The following is a 15,338-nucleotide window of genomic DNA, read 5'->3' on the forward strand; positions in this document are numbered from 1 at the left end:
CCTCGTGCTATGAACGCTTTGCCTCAGAAAGTCACCCTCGTCGAAGTCGGGCCGCGTGATGGCCTGCAGAACGAGAAGACCCCTGTTTCAACCGAGCACAAGGCGGCGCTGGTTGCCATGTTGCAGGCCGCCGGCTTGACGGAAATCGAGGTCACCAGCTTTGTCTCGCCCAAATGGGTGCCACAAATGGCCGACAACCTGGCGGTGATGGCGGCGATTGAACGCCGTGCCGATGTGCGCTACTCGGTGCTAACTCCCAATCTGAAGGGGTTGGAAGCGGCCTTGCTGGCCCTGCCGCATGAGGTGGTGGTGTTCGCCGCGGCGTCCGAGGCGTTCAGCCAGAAGAACATCAACTGTTCGATCACTGAAAGCATCGAGCGTTTTGCACCTGTGGTGCAGGCCGCGCATGCGGCGGGCATCAAGGTGCGCGGGGCATTGTCTTGTGCGTTGGGTTGTCCGTACCAAGGCGAAGTTAGTCTGGATGAGGTGGAGCGCGTGGCGCGTTTGATGCGCGCGATCGGTGTTGATCATCTGGGCGTGGCCGACACCATCGGCGTGGGTACCCCGCGCCGTGTTCAGCAGGCGCTGGAGCGGGCGTTGCGGTATTTTCCTCTGGCCGAGGTGAGCGGGCATTTTCATGACACCTACGGGCAGGCGCTGGCCAATATCTACGCCAGCCTGGAGGTGGGCGTGCACACCTTCGACGCCAGCGTGGCGGGCCTGGGCGGCTGCCCCTACGCCAAGGGGGCTACGGGTAATGTGGCCACCGAGGACGTGGTCTTTATGCTGAACGGTTTGGGGATAGACACCGGGGTGGACATCGACCGTTTGGTGGATGCGGGCGCCTTCATCTCCGGCGTTTTGGGGCGTGCGCCGGTATCGCGCGTGGCACGTGCCCTGCTGGCCAAGCGCGTGGCTTGAGCATCTCCTTTAGCCCTTTCAGTCCCTTATTCACCTAATTGCGAAACTGCGCGGGTTTCAGTTCAAAGACTTCGACGGAAGCCGCTCTCCCGCGAACGGCTTGCTGACCCAGGCTGACACTGCTGCAAATGGGTGGCAGGTCGGCGGTGCTCGCCGCCATGGCGGCTTGCGTGGCTTCGCCAATCAGGATCTCTGCACCCCGCTCGGCGCAGAGAGACTGCAGGCGTGCGGCCAGATTGACCGAGTCGCCCAGCACGGTATAGGCGCGCCGCTGGCGCGAGCCGAGATCACCCACCACCATGGGCCCGGTGTTGATGCCGATGCTGATGCGCAGGGTTGGCCAGCCCCGGGCGGCGAAGCGGCGATTCAACTCGGTCATGCTGGCGTGCATGGCCAGCGCGGCTTCGACGGCGTGCCGCGCATGTAACTCGTCAGCCAGTGGGGCGCCCCAGAAGGCCATCACGGCGTCGCCCATGAATTTGTCCAGCGTGCCCCGATGCTGGCCGATGATGCCAGCCATGGCGGTGAAGTACTCGTTCATCAACTCTGCCAGGGCGGTGGGGTTCAAGTGCTCTGAAATGCCGGTGAAGCCTTTGACGTCGGCGAACATCACGCTCAGCACCGCACTGCGGCTGGCCATGGAGTAGTGATCGGGCCGGTGGCTCATTTCTTCCACCAACGTGGGCGGCAGGTAGTGGCCGAACAAGCGGGTCAACTGGCGCCGTGCGCTGCGTGCACCCACGTTGGCAATGAGCAGCAGCAAGCCCGCCATGCCGGCCAACAAGGCCAGGGGGCTGGCCAGGGGCCAGGCTTCGTGCAGGCCGCGCCATGCCCAGAGGTTCAGGCTCAAGAGGCCGATCAGCAGGCTCAGCAGCAAGCCGGCATTGCGCCAGGTGGACAAGTGGGGCGCAAGCACCATCAAGGGCAGCCCGGTCAGTAGCAGAAGGCCGAGTTCGATCCAGGCGGTGTTGCTGGGGGTGTGCGCTAACGTGCCGTCGAGAATGCCCGTCAGCATGCTGGCATGAACCCCAACGCCTGGGTAGGACGGATGCAGGGGCGTGGCACGCTGGTCGAGCAAACCCGGCGCACTGCTGCCCAGCAAGACGACGCGCCCGTGCAAGGCCTGGCGTGGCAACTTTTTGTCCAGCAAGTCAGCGGCTGAAAAATGCGCGTAGTCGCCTTCGGCGGCACGGTAGGGGATCAGCGCGCCCGCGCTGTCATCGGTATTCAGCTGCAAAGGGCCACGCGGGGTTTGCAACCGCAACCCCAGCAGATTGCCGGCAGGAGACTCGACGCTTTGCAGCTTGGGGGCGTTCAGCAGCGTTTGCGCCAAAGCCAGCGGCAGTGAGGCAAAAACGGCGCTGCCTTGGCGGGCGAGCAAGAGGCTGCGCCGGGTGATGCCATCTTCGTCAGCCACGGCATTGAGAAAACCCGCCTGCCCAGCCGCGCTTTGCAGTCGGTCCAGATTGCCGCCGTGGCCTTGCCAATCGGGCAAGTCCTTCAAGCCTGGGCTGGAGGCTGCAAGGCTGGGCGGGGGCAAGGTGGCGGTTTGGGCAGAACCGTCTCCGTCAGAAAAATAGAAGCCCAGCACCACAGGGTGGCGTTGCAGCACCTGGGCCAGATGGCCGTCTTCATCGAGGCTTGGGCGCAGCGCGGCCAGTTGCTGGGCAAAAGCTGTGTTGCCTTGCAAGGGCCCGGCCGCAAGTCTCTCCAGCGTCGGCAGGCCGGAGCTTTTGTCGGCTTCGGCCAGAATCAAATCCAAGCCCACGACCAGCGCGCCATAGTCCTGGAAGGTGGACTCCAGCAGTTCGGCCAGCAAGCCACGCCGCCACGGCCAGCGCCCGTGGGCGGCCAGCGCCCGTTCATCGATGTCGATGATGACGATGCGCGGGTCTTGCTGGTCGGGCGAGAACAGGGCCAGGCGCGCGTCATAGAGGTAGCGGTCGAGCGCACGCAACGGGGCCAGATCGATCTGCTGTGCGGCGTGCGCCAGCAGCAGCACCCACCACACCAAGGCCGCGAGCCAGAGCACTACGGCGCTGCGCACGTTGCGAAAGGGCGTGCGCCGCGCTGGTCCACCAGGGTTTGAAGCGTCGGGCGCCGCCATACGCGGCGAGGCGGATTGTGGCGGTCGAGCGGGCGTCAAGGCTGCGGCGTTAGCGGAGTTTGATTTCGACACGCCGGTTGCGTGCTTCGGCCACCCCGCTGGCCGTGGGCACCAGGGGGTCGCGTTCACCGCGACCCGCGACGCTGATGCGCTCGCGCGGGATGCCTTGGCGCACCAGCAGATCGCGCACGGTCTGGGCACGCACCAGCGACAGTTTGTCGTTGGCCTCTGCGGAGCCGACGCGGTCGGTGTGGCCGATCACCACCAACTCACCCCCTGGTAGCGCATTCAGGGCCTCGCGGACCTGGTTGACGATGGGCGCTGTTTCGGCGGTCAATTCATTCGAGTTGCTGCGAAAGTTGACGATGAAGCTGCGTGGCCGCGCAGGTTGCATGACCAGCAAAGTGGCGTAGTTTTTCTGGACTGTGGCGGCGTCGCTCATGCTGGGCTTGAGCGCGCCCGCCGCAGCATCGGCCTGCGCATAGGCTTGCTCCAGCAGAAGGCTTTGCCCTTGCTCGGTGGTGACGAGCACGGCGCCACTGCTTCGGCCATCAGCCTGGGGCAGCAAGATGATGCGTTCACGCGGACTTTGGCAGCCGATGAGTGCGGCCAACACTGCGGCCGTTAAGGTTGCCCGCAATGAGCTCCGCAATGGGGCCGTTCGCATCAAATGTCACCCCCGGGCGCGTCGACGATGAATTCCGTGCCGCGCACACCCAGCACCACGCTGCGGGCTTTGATGCTGACTTTTTCAGGCGATTTCTTGGCGATCAAGCCGCTGACCATGTGCAGGCTACCGCTGGATAAGTTCACCTCCAGCGCGCCCTCGTAGGTCGTGGAGTTGAAGCTGAAATTACTCAGCAGCAAACTGCTGTTGGGGCCTGCGGTCAGCAGGCTGTCATCGTTGAGGGTGAGTCCTGCTGCACCATCAGCGCCGGTGCGCAGCCGATCGCCCTGTTGCAGGGTCATGCCGGACTGCACGGGCAGTGATTGGCCACCTCGCTCGACCGTGACTTGACCGCTGACGCGCTTGATCCGGCCGATGGCGGCGTTATCGTCCGCGTGAGCGGTCGGCAGGCCCAGCGCCAAGCTGGCCAGCAGTGGCAGCAGCGCCAGGGTGCGTGGGTTGAAGGTCATCATGCGAGTTGCTTGGAGAGAATCCGGTGAGTCTAAACCTTATGCCCGACGTGCTTGTCCCGCGTAAGAGCGACCCGATCTACGGGTGAATCAATGGCGGCGGGGCTCGGGTTGCGCTGCAGACATGCTGTATTCAGGGCTTTTCGGCGTTCAAGATCTTGGCGACCGGGTTGGGGCGCAGTCGAAAAGCATCTGGCAAGCCGGAGCCCAGCAGCGGGCGCAGATACAGGCGAAAGGCATCGGTCACGTCGGTTCCGCTGGCGCTGATGAACTCGTCCTCCATCACACGGGTTTTGCCGGCCACGGCGTTGAGCGGCAGCAGCACGTAGTCCACCGAGTAGTAGCCGCTGCGCTTGATGGCGACCGAGCCGTCTCGCCCGCCGTGGAAGGCGAACTGCACGGCCTTTTCGCCCACCTCGCGGGCTTCGCGCTGATCGACATCAGACACGCAACCGATGAAGCTGCGCTGGAGGTAACCCAGGGTGTCGCCGCGCACGCGTTTGATGCCCAGGCGCGCCTTGATTTCTTCGCACAACAGATCGGCCAGGGCACCGGTTCCGGACAATTGCACATTGCCATGGGCGTCGTGCTCCAGGTCTTTGGCCAGCTGTGCCGCAATCGGCTGGCCTGAGGCGTCGTGGATGCCTTCGGACACCGCAATGACGCAGCGGCCGTGGTTTTGCATCGTCGCCTTCACGTCGTCGAGAAAGCGTTGCAAGTCGAACACCCGCTCTGGTAAATAGATCAGGTGCGGGCCGTCGTCGGGAAACTTTTTGCCCAAGGCCGACGCGGCGGTGAGAAAACCGGCATGGCGCCCCATCACAACGCCCAGGTAGACGCCGGGTAGAGCGGCATTGTCGAGATTGGCGCCCGCAAAGGCCTGGGCCACAAAGCGCGCGGCCGACGGAAAGCCGGGGGTGTGATCGCTCAGTACCAAGTCGTTGTCAATGGTCTTCGGGATGTGGATGCAGCGCAGCGGATAGTGGGCGGCAGCGGCCTCTTCGCTGACGATGCGCACAGTGTCAGATGAATCATTGCCGCCGATGTAGAAGAAGTGCGTGATGCCGTGCGCCTGCAGCACGCGGAAGATGCGGTGGCAGTAGGCGGCGTCGGGTTTGTCACGGGTGGAGCCCAGGGCCGACGAGGGGGTGCTGGCCACCAGCTCGAGGTTGTGGCTGGTTTCCTGAGCGAGGTCGACGAAGTCTTCATCCACGATACCGCGCACGCCATGCCGTGCGCCATACACCGCTTGAACGGCGAGTTGGCGGCGAGCCTCCAGCACGACACCCACCAGGGATTGATTGATCACGGCGGTGGGGCCACCGCCTTGGGCAACGAGGATTTTTGCGGGTGTCATGGCCGTCTCCTGCAGGGGCAATGTGCAGAGTGTGCCGGGCGGCGCCCGACTGCATCACATCAGTTTCCCTTATGAATGTGTAGGCGTGTTGATGCAGATTCCCTTTCAAACACTTCAGCCGTACAACTCGTAGCGCTGTTTGTGCGATTCGCAGACGGCGTCAAACATAAAGCAGGCCGAGCGGCCCAGGAGACACTGATGAATGCAAACGTTATGACCGTGGGTTGCCCCAAGGAAATCAAAAACCACGAATACCGCGTGGGCTTGACGCCCGCCAGTGTGCGTGAGCTCACCTCGCGTGGGCACCAGGTGCTGGTGCAGGCGGGTGCTGGCGCGGCCATTGGCTTGCTGGATGAACATTACGCGGCGGCGGGTGCCACCTTGGTGCCTGACGCTGCGACCGTGTTTGCCAAGGCCGATATGGTGGTCAAGGTCAAGGAGCCGCAGCCGCAAGAATGCGCCATGCTGCGCGAGGGGCAAATCCTCTACACCTATCTGCACCTGGCGCCCGATCCCGAGCAAACCGCTGCCTTGGTGAAATCGGGCGCGATTTGCGTTGCCTATGAAACCGTCACCGGCCCGGGGGGCGGCTTGCCCTTGCTGGCCCCCATGAGCGAGGTGGCGGGGCGCATGTCGATCCAAGCGGGTGCCGCGCACCTTGAAAAGAGCAAGGGCGGCATGGGCGTGCTGTTGGGCGGCGTGCCCGGCGTGGCGCCGGCGCATGTGGTGATTTTGGGGGGCGGCGTGGTGGGCACGCATGCCTTGCAGATGGCGGTGGGCATGGGCGCCCGCGTGACCGTGTTGGACAAGAGTGTGGACCGCTTGCGGCAGCTTGACCTGGTGTTCGGCAATCGCATCAGCACCCAGTACTCGAATGTGCAGAGCGTTGAAGAGGCGGTACTTTCGGCTGACCTGGTGATCGGCGGGGTGCTGATCCCCGGCGCCGCTGCGCCCAAGCTGGTGACCCGTGCCATGGTGTCGCGCATGAAGCAAGGCGCGGTGGTGGTGGATGTGGCCATCGACCAAGGGGGGTGCTTTGAAACGTCACATGCCACGACCCATGCTGACCCCACCTTCATGGTGGACGGCGTGGTGCACTACTGTGTGGCCAATATGCCGGGCGCGGTGGCCCGTACATCGACCTTCGCGTTGAATAACGCCACGATCGCTCACGCGGTGGCACTGGCCGACAAGGGCTGGAAACAGGCCCTGAAAGACAACCCGCACCTGCGCGCCGGGCTGAATGTGGCGCAAGGGCAGCTGACCTACGAGGCCGTGGCGCGCGACCTGGGTTACGCCTATGTGCCTGCGGAGCGCTTGCTGGCTTGAGTGGGATGTATCGCATCCTGTGCGCAGGGCGGTGCGTGTCTTGTGGGGGTTCTCCTTCTGACCCCACTTGATTACGATCAACGACCACCACCCGCTTGCCACGTAGGCTGGGTGCCACCCACCGATCACAGGAGTGACCACCATGTCTGACATGAATTCTGCTCAAAAAGACCGTTTAATGAATGATCTGCATGCAGTCGTCGCCGAGGCTGAAAGCCTGTTGCGAGCCACGGCGGGCTCATCCGGCGAGGGGGCATCCGAGTTGCGGGCCAAGGTGCAGGCCAGCTTGGACAAGGCCCGGCGCAACCTGGCTGATCTGCAAGATGCCGCCGTTGAGCGTGCCCGCGCGGCGGGCCGCGCCACCGATGCCTATGTGCACGACAACCCCTGGCAATCGATCGGGCTGGCGGCAGGAGTGGGCTTGCTGCTGGGTATGTTGATCAGCCGCCGCTGAGACCCCAATGCCCTAAGGGGCACGTGAGACGGCCGGTTCGGGCGGCCGTCTCGGCGTGTTTTATTGCGGCGTTCCTTGCGCCATCCACCGCTCCAACTGCTCTGCGGGCATGGGGCGGCCAAATAGATAGCCCTGGCCTTCGTGGCAACCCAGCGCCTGCAATTGCAGACGCTGTTCTTCGGTTTCAATGCCTTCAGCAATCACGGTGAGACCCAGGCCGCGGCCCAGGTTGATCACCATTTGTGCAATGGTGGAGCCCGCGGAGGAACTTTGCGCCTCACGCACAAAGGCGCGGTCGATCTTCAGCCGGTCAACGTCGAGTTGGCGCAGATGGCTCAGCGATGAAAAACCGGTGCCGAAGTCGTCGATCGCGACGGTGATGCCGCTGCGTTTGATGTCGGCCAGGATGTGCATCACCAGTTCGGTGTCTTCCATGGCCATTGACTCGGTGATTTCCAGCTCGATATTGCGGCCGTCCACGCCGGTATCGCGCAGTGCCCGCAGCAAGGTGGTGATGAAGTCCTGATGGCGGAATTGCGCCAGCGACACGTTCACGCACATGCGGAAATCGGCATACCCCAGCTCCAGCATGCGTTTGGTTTGGTGGCAGGCAGTGCGCAGGACAAATTCGCCGATGCTGATGATGAGCCCGGACTTCTCGGCCAGCGGAATGAACTGGTCGGGCGGCACGAAATTGCCTTCCTCGGTGCGCCAGCGCAGCAAGGCTTCCGCTCCCAGCGCCTGGCCCGAGGTCAGATCCACTTGCGGCTGGTAGACCACGAACAGGCGGTTCTCTTCAAAACCGGCACGCAAGCCCTTGAGCAGCTTGAAGCGCTCGCGGGCGTCGGTTCCCATGGCAGGCGAGAAGTATTGCGAGGAGCCCCGGTGTTGCAGCTTGGCCTGCTTGAGCGCGATTTGGGCGTCCAGCAGCAATTCAGAGCCGATCGCCGCCGAGTCCTCCAGTCGAACCAGCCCCGTGGTGGCCGACAACTGCAGCCGCTCGCCAGACACCGCAAACTGTTCGGTGAATACGTCCTTGATCGACTCCGCGCAAACCAGCGCACTGGGGCCGAGCAAGCCGAAGGTGTCCGCACCGATGCGAGCCATCGACGTATTCAAACCTAATCGCTCACCTAGACGGACAACGACCGCTTGAAGCACCTGGTCACCGAATTGGTGACCGAACGCGTCGTTGATGTCCGAGAAGTCGTCGATATCGATCAGCGCCAGGGTAATGCCATCGGGATCTTTGAGGTTCTTGTCCAGCAATTCAACGAAGCGGTTGCGGTTGGGCAGTCGCAGGAGTTGGTCGTTGTAGGCCTGATCCAAGAGTTGGCTGTAGAGCACTACATTTTCGAGGCCCACCGCGATATTGGCGCAAAAAGCCCGCAGTAGGCGTTGGTCCATCTCACCCAGGGTGCGGCCGACATCCACCAGGGCGGCCATGGGGCGACCATTGGAGAGGCCGAAATACAGGCAAGTTCCGTTGTCGTAGATGTTCTCGCGCAGCTGCAAGCAGCGTTGCAGCGGGTTGCGTACGGAGGCAATCGGCACGGCCGAGAGCGGCAGGTCCATCAGCCCGCTGTACTGGCCGGCTGCTGCCACGATGCGCACATCCGAGAGAGCCTCAGAGCCGACCTGGGCGCAGACCAAGCCTTCGGGCAAGATACCCAACATGGCGCAAATCTGCGTGACCACCCCTTCAGAGAAACGGTGGAGGCCCCGCAGGCGGCTCAATTCGGTGCTGGCCTCGACGATCATTTCAAGGCCACGGCGATTGGCCTCCAGCGCGCAGATCTGGCGGTAGGAGCGAATTGCCGCTGTCAGCACCGTGTACAGCCGGGTGCGGGTCAGTTCAGACTTGGTCTTGTAGTCGTTGATGTCATAGGCTTGTACTGTTTCAATCTCGGGCGCGTAACCGGGCTGGCCAGTGCGCAACACGATGCGGATGGAGTCCAGCCGCAATTCGTCGCGGATGTAGCGCACCAATTGAAGGCCGGAGTCTTCGGTTTCCATCACTACGTCGAGCAAAACAACGGCCAAGTCGCCTTCGTGCGCGAGCACATAACGTGCTTCCGCAGCAGACCTGGCGTGCAGAAAGGTCAGCGATTGACCTTCGACCTGCAGGCCCTGCATGGCCAATTCGGTGGCTTTGTGAACGTCGCTGTCGTCATCGACAATGAGGATGCGCCAAGAAGCGGCAGACGAGCCGCCTTCTTGCTCTCCCGGTTCCGGGCCATCTAGGAATTCCAGCAAATCGTCGTCACCCTGTTCGTCAGAGTGAATCGGACTGTTTGTCTCTTGCATGGGGGCTATGCTCCAGCCGATAGATTGACAATAAGCGCAAGGGTATTCGATTCTGAGCACCCTCGCCATGCTCGCATACCTTTGGAGGGGAAACATCGCAACAGTTTTACAGAAGGTTGTAAAGTTTTCGAGGTTTCCCGTTCGATTGCAATGCGGGTGTGTTGATTGGGTGATGGGGGAATTGGCATGACAGATGAGCAAGAAAGGCCTGCAGGCCCGGCGGCAGCCTCGGACGCTGCGTCCATCGAGGGCTCGGGGTTGTTCAGCGGCCTGCGCCGCGTGGGTTTGCAGGGCATGGAGTTGTTGCAAGTTCGGTTGGAACTATTTTCAATCGAGCTTGAGGCTGAAAAACTGCGCCTGTTTTCTTCAGTGGCTCAGGCCTTGATGGCTCTGCTGTTGGGTGTCGCCGCGCTGGGCTTGCTGACACTCAGCCTATTGCTGCTGTGCCCGGATGCATGGCGTTGGTCTGTCGCGTTAGGGCTGGCGCTGGTCCACGGAGCATTGGCTTGGTGGTGCTGGGCTTGCGCGCGCCGTGGCCTGAGTCAGCCGGGCGGTGCCTTTGCCGGTTCGGTGGCTGAGTTGGCGCGAGACCGTGAAGCAATGGGAGCCTGACTATGTTCAAGCAAGAACTCCAAAACCTCAGGCAGCAGCAATTGGCCTTGCGCCTGCGAAATATCGAGTTACGTGAGCAGATCCGAACGGAGTTGGCCGGCCTGTCTCAGCCCTTGGGGTGGTGGGGACTGGCCGGCGGCGCCGTGGGAGCCGCCCTGCTCATGCGCAATATGCGCAGTCAGGGGCTTGGCAGCCCTCGCTGGCTGGCGTTTGTTCAACTGGCGCTGCGAGTCGTCAATCTGGTTCGGCAAGCGAAGTAGCCGCAGGCCGCACGAGCGCGGCGATTTGCGAATGAGGGCTCAACGACCGCGCTTGTTGGCCGGCCCCGGCTTCGCGGGGCTGGCCGAGGCGGGGCGACGCGCCCCGCCTGCGGCGGTGGGGCGAGACCCGTTGTCGCGAGGGGGCAGCCCGGTATGCTGGGTCATGATCTGGCCCGGGGCTGGGCGTGACTGCGACGGATGGTGCAATTGCTTGTTCAAGGGACGCGCCGCCGCCGAGGTTGGGGTGGAGTTTTTGCGGCGCGCACTCTCATAACTGCCATCCGTGACGGGTTGGTAGGTGGGAATCAGGTGGTGCTTGCCATTGCCGATCAAATCGCTGCGGCCCATGGTCTTGAGCGCCTCACGCAACATTGGCCAGTTGTTGGCGTCGTGGTAACGCAAAAACGCCTTGTGCAGCCGCCGGCGCCGGTCGCCGCGCACGATGTCCACGGTTTCGCTGTCGCGGGTGACTTTTTTCAGCGGATTTTTGCTGGAGTGGTACATCGCCGTGGCTGAGGCCATGGGGCTGGGGTAGAAGGTTTGCACCTGATCGGCACGAAAGCCGTTGCTCTTCAGCCAGACCGCCAGATTCATCATGTCTTCATCAGAGGTGCCAGGGTGGGCAGCGATGAAGTAGGGGATGAGGTACTGCTTCTTGCCGGCTTCCTCGCTGGCGGCGTCGAACATTTTCTTGAAGCGGTCATAGGTACCGATGCCCGGCTTCATCATTTTGCTCAACGGGCCATCTTCGGTGTGCTCGGGCGCAATCTTCAGGTAGCCACCCACGTGGTGGGTGACCAATTCTTTGACATATTCGGGCGACTGCACAGCCAAGTCGTAGCGCAGGCCAGAGCCGATCAGGATTTTCTTGACGCCTTTCAAGGCCCGCGCGCGGCGGTACATCTTGATCAAGGGGTCGTGGCTGGTGTTCAGGTTCTGGCAAATGCCGGGGTATACGCAGGAAGGCTTGCGGCAGGCCGCCTCGATTTCGGGTGATTTGCAACCGATGCGGTACATATTGGCCGTCGGGCCACCCAGGTCGGAGATGATGCCGGTGAAGCCCTTGACCTTGTCACGCATTTCTTCGATTTCGCGAATGACGGAGTCTTCGCTGCGGCTCTGGATGATGCGCCCCTCATGCTCGGTGATCGAGCAGAAGGTGCAGCCGCCAAAACAGCCGCGCATGATGTTCACGCTGAAGCGGATCATCTCCCATGCGGGGATCTTGGTGCTGCCTTCGTGACTGCCTGTTTCATCTGCATACACGGGATGCGGAGCGCGGGCGTAGTTGAGGTCGAAGACGTGGTCCATCTCCGGCGTCGACAGCGGAATCGGTGGCGGGTTGATCCACACATCGCGGTCGCCGTGGCGCTGCACCAAGGCGCGTGCATTGCCCGGATTGGTTTCCAGATGCAGCACCCGGTTGGCATGGGCGTAGAGGACAGGGTCGCTCTTGACCTGTTCATAGGCGGGCAGGCGAATGACGGTGCGCTCGCGCGGCGGCATCTGGATCTTGCCCGCCAAGGGCGCTGCGGCTGCGGTGCTGGTTCGATGAATCGTGATGGGCTGGCTGCCATCGGCATGAGGCACCTTGACTTGACCTGTCACGCAGCCTGCAGCCTTGTCTTCAGCGGTTTGCTCAATCGTTTGGTACGGGCTGATGTGGGCGTCGACGCGGCCGGGCAGGTCCACCTGCGAGGAGTCGATCTCAAACCATCCGTCTGCTGTTGGGTCGTTGGTTCGGCGCATGAAGGCGGTGCCGCGCACATCGGTGATGCTCTCGATGGGCTTGCGGGCCGCCAGGCGATGTGCGATTTCAACAATGGCACGCTCGGCGTTACCGTACACCAGCAGGTCGGCCTTGGCGTCAACCAGCACGGAGCGGCGCACCTTGTCTTGCCAGTAGTCGTAATGGGCGATGCGGCGCAGGGACGCTTCGATGCCGCCGATGACGATGGGCACATCGCTCCAGGCCTCTTTGCAGCGCTGGGTGTAGACCAGCGTGGCGCGGTCGGGCCGCCGGCCGCCTTCGCCGCCGGGTGTGTAGGCGTCGTCGCTGCGGATCTTCCGGTCGGCGGTGTACCGGTTGATCATGGAGTCCATATTGCCGGCCGCAATGCCAAAGAACAGATTGGGTTTGCCCAGCACCTTGAAGGGGTCTGCGCTCTGCCAGTCCGGCTGCGCAATGATGCCCACGCGAAACCCCTGGGCCTCCAGCGTGCGACCAATCACGGCCATGCCGAAGCTAGGGTGATCGACATAGGCGTCACCGGTGACGATGATGATGTCGCACGAGTCCCAGCCCAATTGCTCCATCTCGGCCCGGCTCATGGGCAGGAAGGGGGCGTGACCAAAGCGCTTTGCCCAGAACGGCCGATAGGCGGTCAGTGCCTTGGCAACTGGGGTGGATTTGGCGTTGGTTTTTTGGGCTGACATGCTGAACTGGCGCGGCAAAGGATCAGGCGGGCAGGGGCCAGCCAGATCACGCTCTAGATTTGGGGGAGGGGGTGATTGTCCCTTGTCCTGGGTCAAACCCGTACAAAGCCTATGGATTTCAGGGGCTTAGGGGGACTTGGCGGCGGGCTTTGTGCCGATTTCGCGGATTGACAGCGCTTGGCGGCCTCAGTTCGTCGCGGGCCTCGGCCGCGCGGCCGGCCGGGTCACTGGGTCATCGGGTGCTCGGACACACATTGCCTTGGCCCAGGCGCGCCAGTTCTTCCGCTGTCATAGGCGGCAGCAGCGGCTTGCCGGTGAGACTCAGAGCGGTCAGATAGGTTTCGACGGCGGTGCGCCCAACGGCGACCAGATCAAAGGCCTCCGGGTCCATGATCCATTGGTGCAGAAAGCCATCCACCAGTGCGACCAGGGTCACGGCCGCCGTTCGGGTGTCCAGGCTGGCGGGCAACTGGCCTTGTGCCTTGGCCCGCTCGAAGGCGCTTTGGTTCTGGTCTCGCCATTGGCGATGGGAGGTCAGTTTCCGCTCCCGCAGCGTCTGCATCTCGCCGGTGTACTCCACTTTTTGCATGGCGATTTCAAACACGCAGCGGGCACGCTCGTTGTGCATGGCCGCATGGAACACGTTCACCAAGCCCCAGCGCAACTCTGTCAGCGATATGCCGGGCGGCAATTTGTTCTTGGCGCTTGGGGTGGCCGAAGTGTCATCGGGAGCGAGGCTCAGCCCCTCCTCGAGCGGCATGGTGGCGCGCTCCATCATGGCGTTGAACACCTCGGCCTTGTCCTTGAAGTGCCAATAGATCGCACCCCGCGTGACGCCGGCGGCGACCGCAATGTCTTGCAAAGAGCTGCGAGACACCCCGTGCTGCTGGAACAGTTGTTCCGCCGCGTCCAGGATGCCCATGCGGGTCTCAAGTGCTTCTTGTTTGGTTTTTCTGGCCATGATGACCCTATTTTACGCTGGATTACATACATTCGCGAATGTATGTATATACTACGGACCCTGGTATAAACGCGGACATCCCACGTTTAAACCCCGCTTAGTCTTTCGGTTACTGATTGATGTGTCGCAAGATGCGCGATGTCAAGCCGTTCGTTCACGAATTGTCTATGTCCTGCCCCAACAGCCCGCCCCTCATGAACTATCAACAAACCTCCTCAATGCCCCGTTTGGGGACCGGCGCACGTGCGCTTTACTTGTTGCCCTTGGCGATTGCCGTGGTGGCAGCGCTGAGCGGCTGCGGCGGTGCTGACAAGGCCGCTGCTGCTGGCGGTGCCGGCGGCATGCCGCCCCCGCAGGTGGGCGTGGTCACCGCAACGATGCAGGCCGTGGCCTTGCAGACGGAGTTGCCGGGCCGCGTTGAAGCCCTGCGCACGGCGCAGGTGCGGGCACGGGTCAATGGTGTGGTGCTCAAGCGCTTGTTCACCGAGGGTGCCGAAGTGCGCGCCGGTCAGCCTTTGTTCCAGATCGACCCCGCTCCTTATCAAGCCGCACTGGACAGCGCGCAGGCCAGCCTGGTCAAGGCGCAGGCCAATTTGGCTCAGGCTGGCGCGCAAGCGGAGCGCAACAAGCCCTTGGCAGAAGGCAAGGCCATCAGCCAGCAGGAGTACATCACTTCGGTGGCGACGGCGAAGTCGGCTGAGGCCGATGTGGCCGCAGCCAAGGCTGCTGTGCAAAGCGCCAAGCTGAACTTGGACTATGCCGCCGTGACGGCACCGATTGCCGGCCGTATTGGCCGCGCCCTGGTGACTGAAGGCGCGTTGGTCAGCGCGTCCGAAGCGACGCAGCTGGCCTTGATCCAGCAGACCAGCAGCGTCTACGTCAACTTCACCCAAAGCGCCAATGAAGTCCAGCAATTGCGCCGCGCGATGAGCGCCGGCAAGCTGCGCGGTGTGGACGGCCAACAGGCGGCGCAAGTGCGCATCGTGCTGGACGACGGCACCGAGTTTTCCAAGCCGGGCAAGCTTTTGTTCACCGATTTGTCGGTGGACGCCAGTTCGGGTCAGGTGACGTTGCGGGCTGAAGTTCCTAACCCCAACAACCAGCTGCTACCGGGCCAATATGTACGGGTGCGCCTGAGCCAGGGCGAATTGCCCTCGGGCATCTTGCTGCCGCAACAGGCTGTGACGCGCGGCAACCAGGGTGACAGCGTGCTGGTGGTGGGCGCTGACAACAAACCGATGCAGCGCAAGGTCAAGATCGACCAGGCGCAGGGCAACCAGTGGGTGGTGCTGGATGGCTTGAAGCCGGGCGAACAAGTGATTGCTGATGGCTTCCAGAAGATGTTCGTGCCCGGTTCGCCGGTGACTCCGGTGCCTTGGCAGCCGGGTTCGGCAGCGCCGGCCGCAGCGCCTGCGTCCGCAGCCGCCAGCGGCTCTGCCCACTAAAAGGGGCTGCTC

13 protein-coding genes are annotated in these 15,338 nt (G+C 62.8%); 6 read left to right on the forward strand and 7 right to left on the reverse strand.

The genetic code is table 11. The features are described from left to right. Positions 1–9 precede the first annotated feature (9 nt). Positions 10–921, forward strand: a complete 912-nt coding sequence (locus tag PRZ01_RS09180) for a hydroxymethylglutaryl-CoA lyase (protein ID WP_273596482.1) — start codon at positions 10–12, stop codon at positions 919–921. Positions 922–955: 34 nt separating this feature from the next. On the opposite strand, the gene PRZ01_RS09185 is transcribed toward PRZ01_RS09180, so the two are convergent. The 4 genes from PRZ01_RS09185 to PRZ01_RS09200 all read right to left on the reverse strand — a co-directional run bounded on the left by PRZ01_RS09185 (position 956) and on the right by PRZ01_RS09200 (position 5,522). Further along, complete coding sequence (locus PRZ01_RS09185) at positions 956–3,067, reverse strand: CHASE2 domain-containing protein (protein WP_273596483.1); 2,112 nt, start codon at positions 3,065–3,067, stop codon at positions 956–958. Positions 3,068–3,077: 10 nt separating this feature from the next. Then, positions 3,078–3,641 carry an OmpA family protein gene (locus PRZ01_RS09190; RefSeq protein WP_273596484.1) on the reverse strand — a complete coding sequence of 188 codons (564 nt, stop codon included), beginning with the start codon at positions 3,639–3,641 and terminating at the stop codon, positions 3,078–3,080. Between the two features lie 53 nt (positions 3,642–3,694). Beyond that, positions 3,695–4,168, reverse strand: a complete 474-nt coding sequence (locus PRZ01_RS09195; RefSeq protein ID WP_273596485.1) for a FecR family protein — start codon at positions 4,166–4,168, stop codon at positions 3,695–3,697. A gap of 130 nt (positions 4,169–4,298) precedes the next feature. After that, the gene (locus PRZ01_RS09200; protein ID WP_273596486.1) at positions 4,299–5,522 is read right to left on the reverse strand and encodes a 6-phosphofructokinase; all 1,224 of its coding nucleotides are present in this window, start codon (positions 5,520–5,522) and stop codon (positions 4,299–4,301) included. A gap of 213 nt (positions 5,523–5,735) precedes the next feature. On the opposite strand from PRZ01_RS09200, the gene ald reads away from it, so the two are divergent. Both ald and PRZ01_RS09210 read left to right on the forward strand, forming a co-directional pair. After that, on the forward strand, positions 5,736–6,851 hold the full coding sequence (gene ald / locus PRZ01_RS09205; protein WP_273596646.1) for an alanine dehydrogenase: 1,116 nt from the start codon (positions 5,736–5,738) through the stop codon (positions 6,849–6,851). A gap of 142 nt (positions 6,852–6,993) precedes the next feature. Beyond that, complete coding sequence (locus PRZ01_RS09210) at positions 6,994–7,305, forward strand: DUF883 family protein (RefSeq protein WP_273596487.1); 312 nt, start codon at positions 6,994–6,996, stop codon at positions 7,303–7,305. Positions 7,306–7,365: 60 nt separating this feature from the next. Here PRZ01_RS09210 and PRZ01_RS09215 read toward each other — a convergent pair whose 3' ends face one another. After that, a complete protein-coding gene (locus PRZ01_RS09215; protein ID WP_273596488.1) occupies positions 7,366–9,612 on the reverse strand; it encodes a putative bifunctional diguanylate cyclase/phosphodiesterase in 2,247 nt (748 codons plus the stop codon). A 186-nt stretch (positions 9,613–9,798) separates the two neighbouring features. On the opposite strand from PRZ01_RS09215, the gene PRZ01_RS09220 reads away from it, so the two are divergent. Beyond that, positions 9,799–10,224 (forward strand): phage holin family protein, encoded by a 426-nt coding sequence (locus PRZ01_RS09220; protein ID WP_273596489.1) that lies wholly within the window; start codon positions 9,799–9,801, stop codon positions 10,222–10,224. A 2-nt stretch (positions 10,225–10,226) separates the two neighbouring features. Continuing rightward, the gene (locus PRZ01_RS09225) at positions 10,227–10,484 is read left to right on the forward strand and encodes a hypothetical protein (protein WP_273596490.1); all 258 of its coding nucleotides are present in this window, start codon (positions 10,227–10,229) and stop codon (positions 10,482–10,484) included. 39 nt (positions 10,485–10,523) lie between these two features. Here the strand turns inward: PRZ01_RS09225 and PRZ01_RS09230 are convergent, their stop codons facing one another. After that, complete coding sequence (locus tag PRZ01_RS09230; RefSeq protein WP_273596491.1) at positions 10,524–12,920, reverse strand: YgiQ family radical SAM protein; 2,397 nt, start codon at positions 12,918–12,920, stop codon at positions 10,524–10,526. Between the two features lie 232 nt (positions 12,921–13,152). Beyond that, on the reverse strand, positions 13,153–13,881 hold the full coding sequence (locus PRZ01_RS09235; protein WP_273596492.1) for a TetR family transcriptional regulator: 729 nt from the start codon (positions 13,879–13,881) through the stop codon (positions 13,153–13,155). 218 nt (positions 13,882–14,099) lie between these two features. On the opposite strand from PRZ01_RS09235, the gene PRZ01_RS09240 reads away from it, so the two are divergent. Continuing rightward, entirely contained in the window at positions 14,100–15,326 is a 1,227-nt protein-coding gene (locus tag PRZ01_RS09240; protein WP_409993830.1) for an efflux RND transporter periplasmic adaptor subunit, read from the forward strand. Positions 15,327–15,338 lie beyond the last annotated feature (12 nt).

The organism is Roseateles koreensis (genome assembly GCF_028595305.1).
Taxonomy (GTDB): Bacteria; Pseudomonadota; Gammaproteobacteria; order Burkholderiales; family Burkholderiaceae_C; genus Paucibacter_A; species Paucibacter_A koreensis.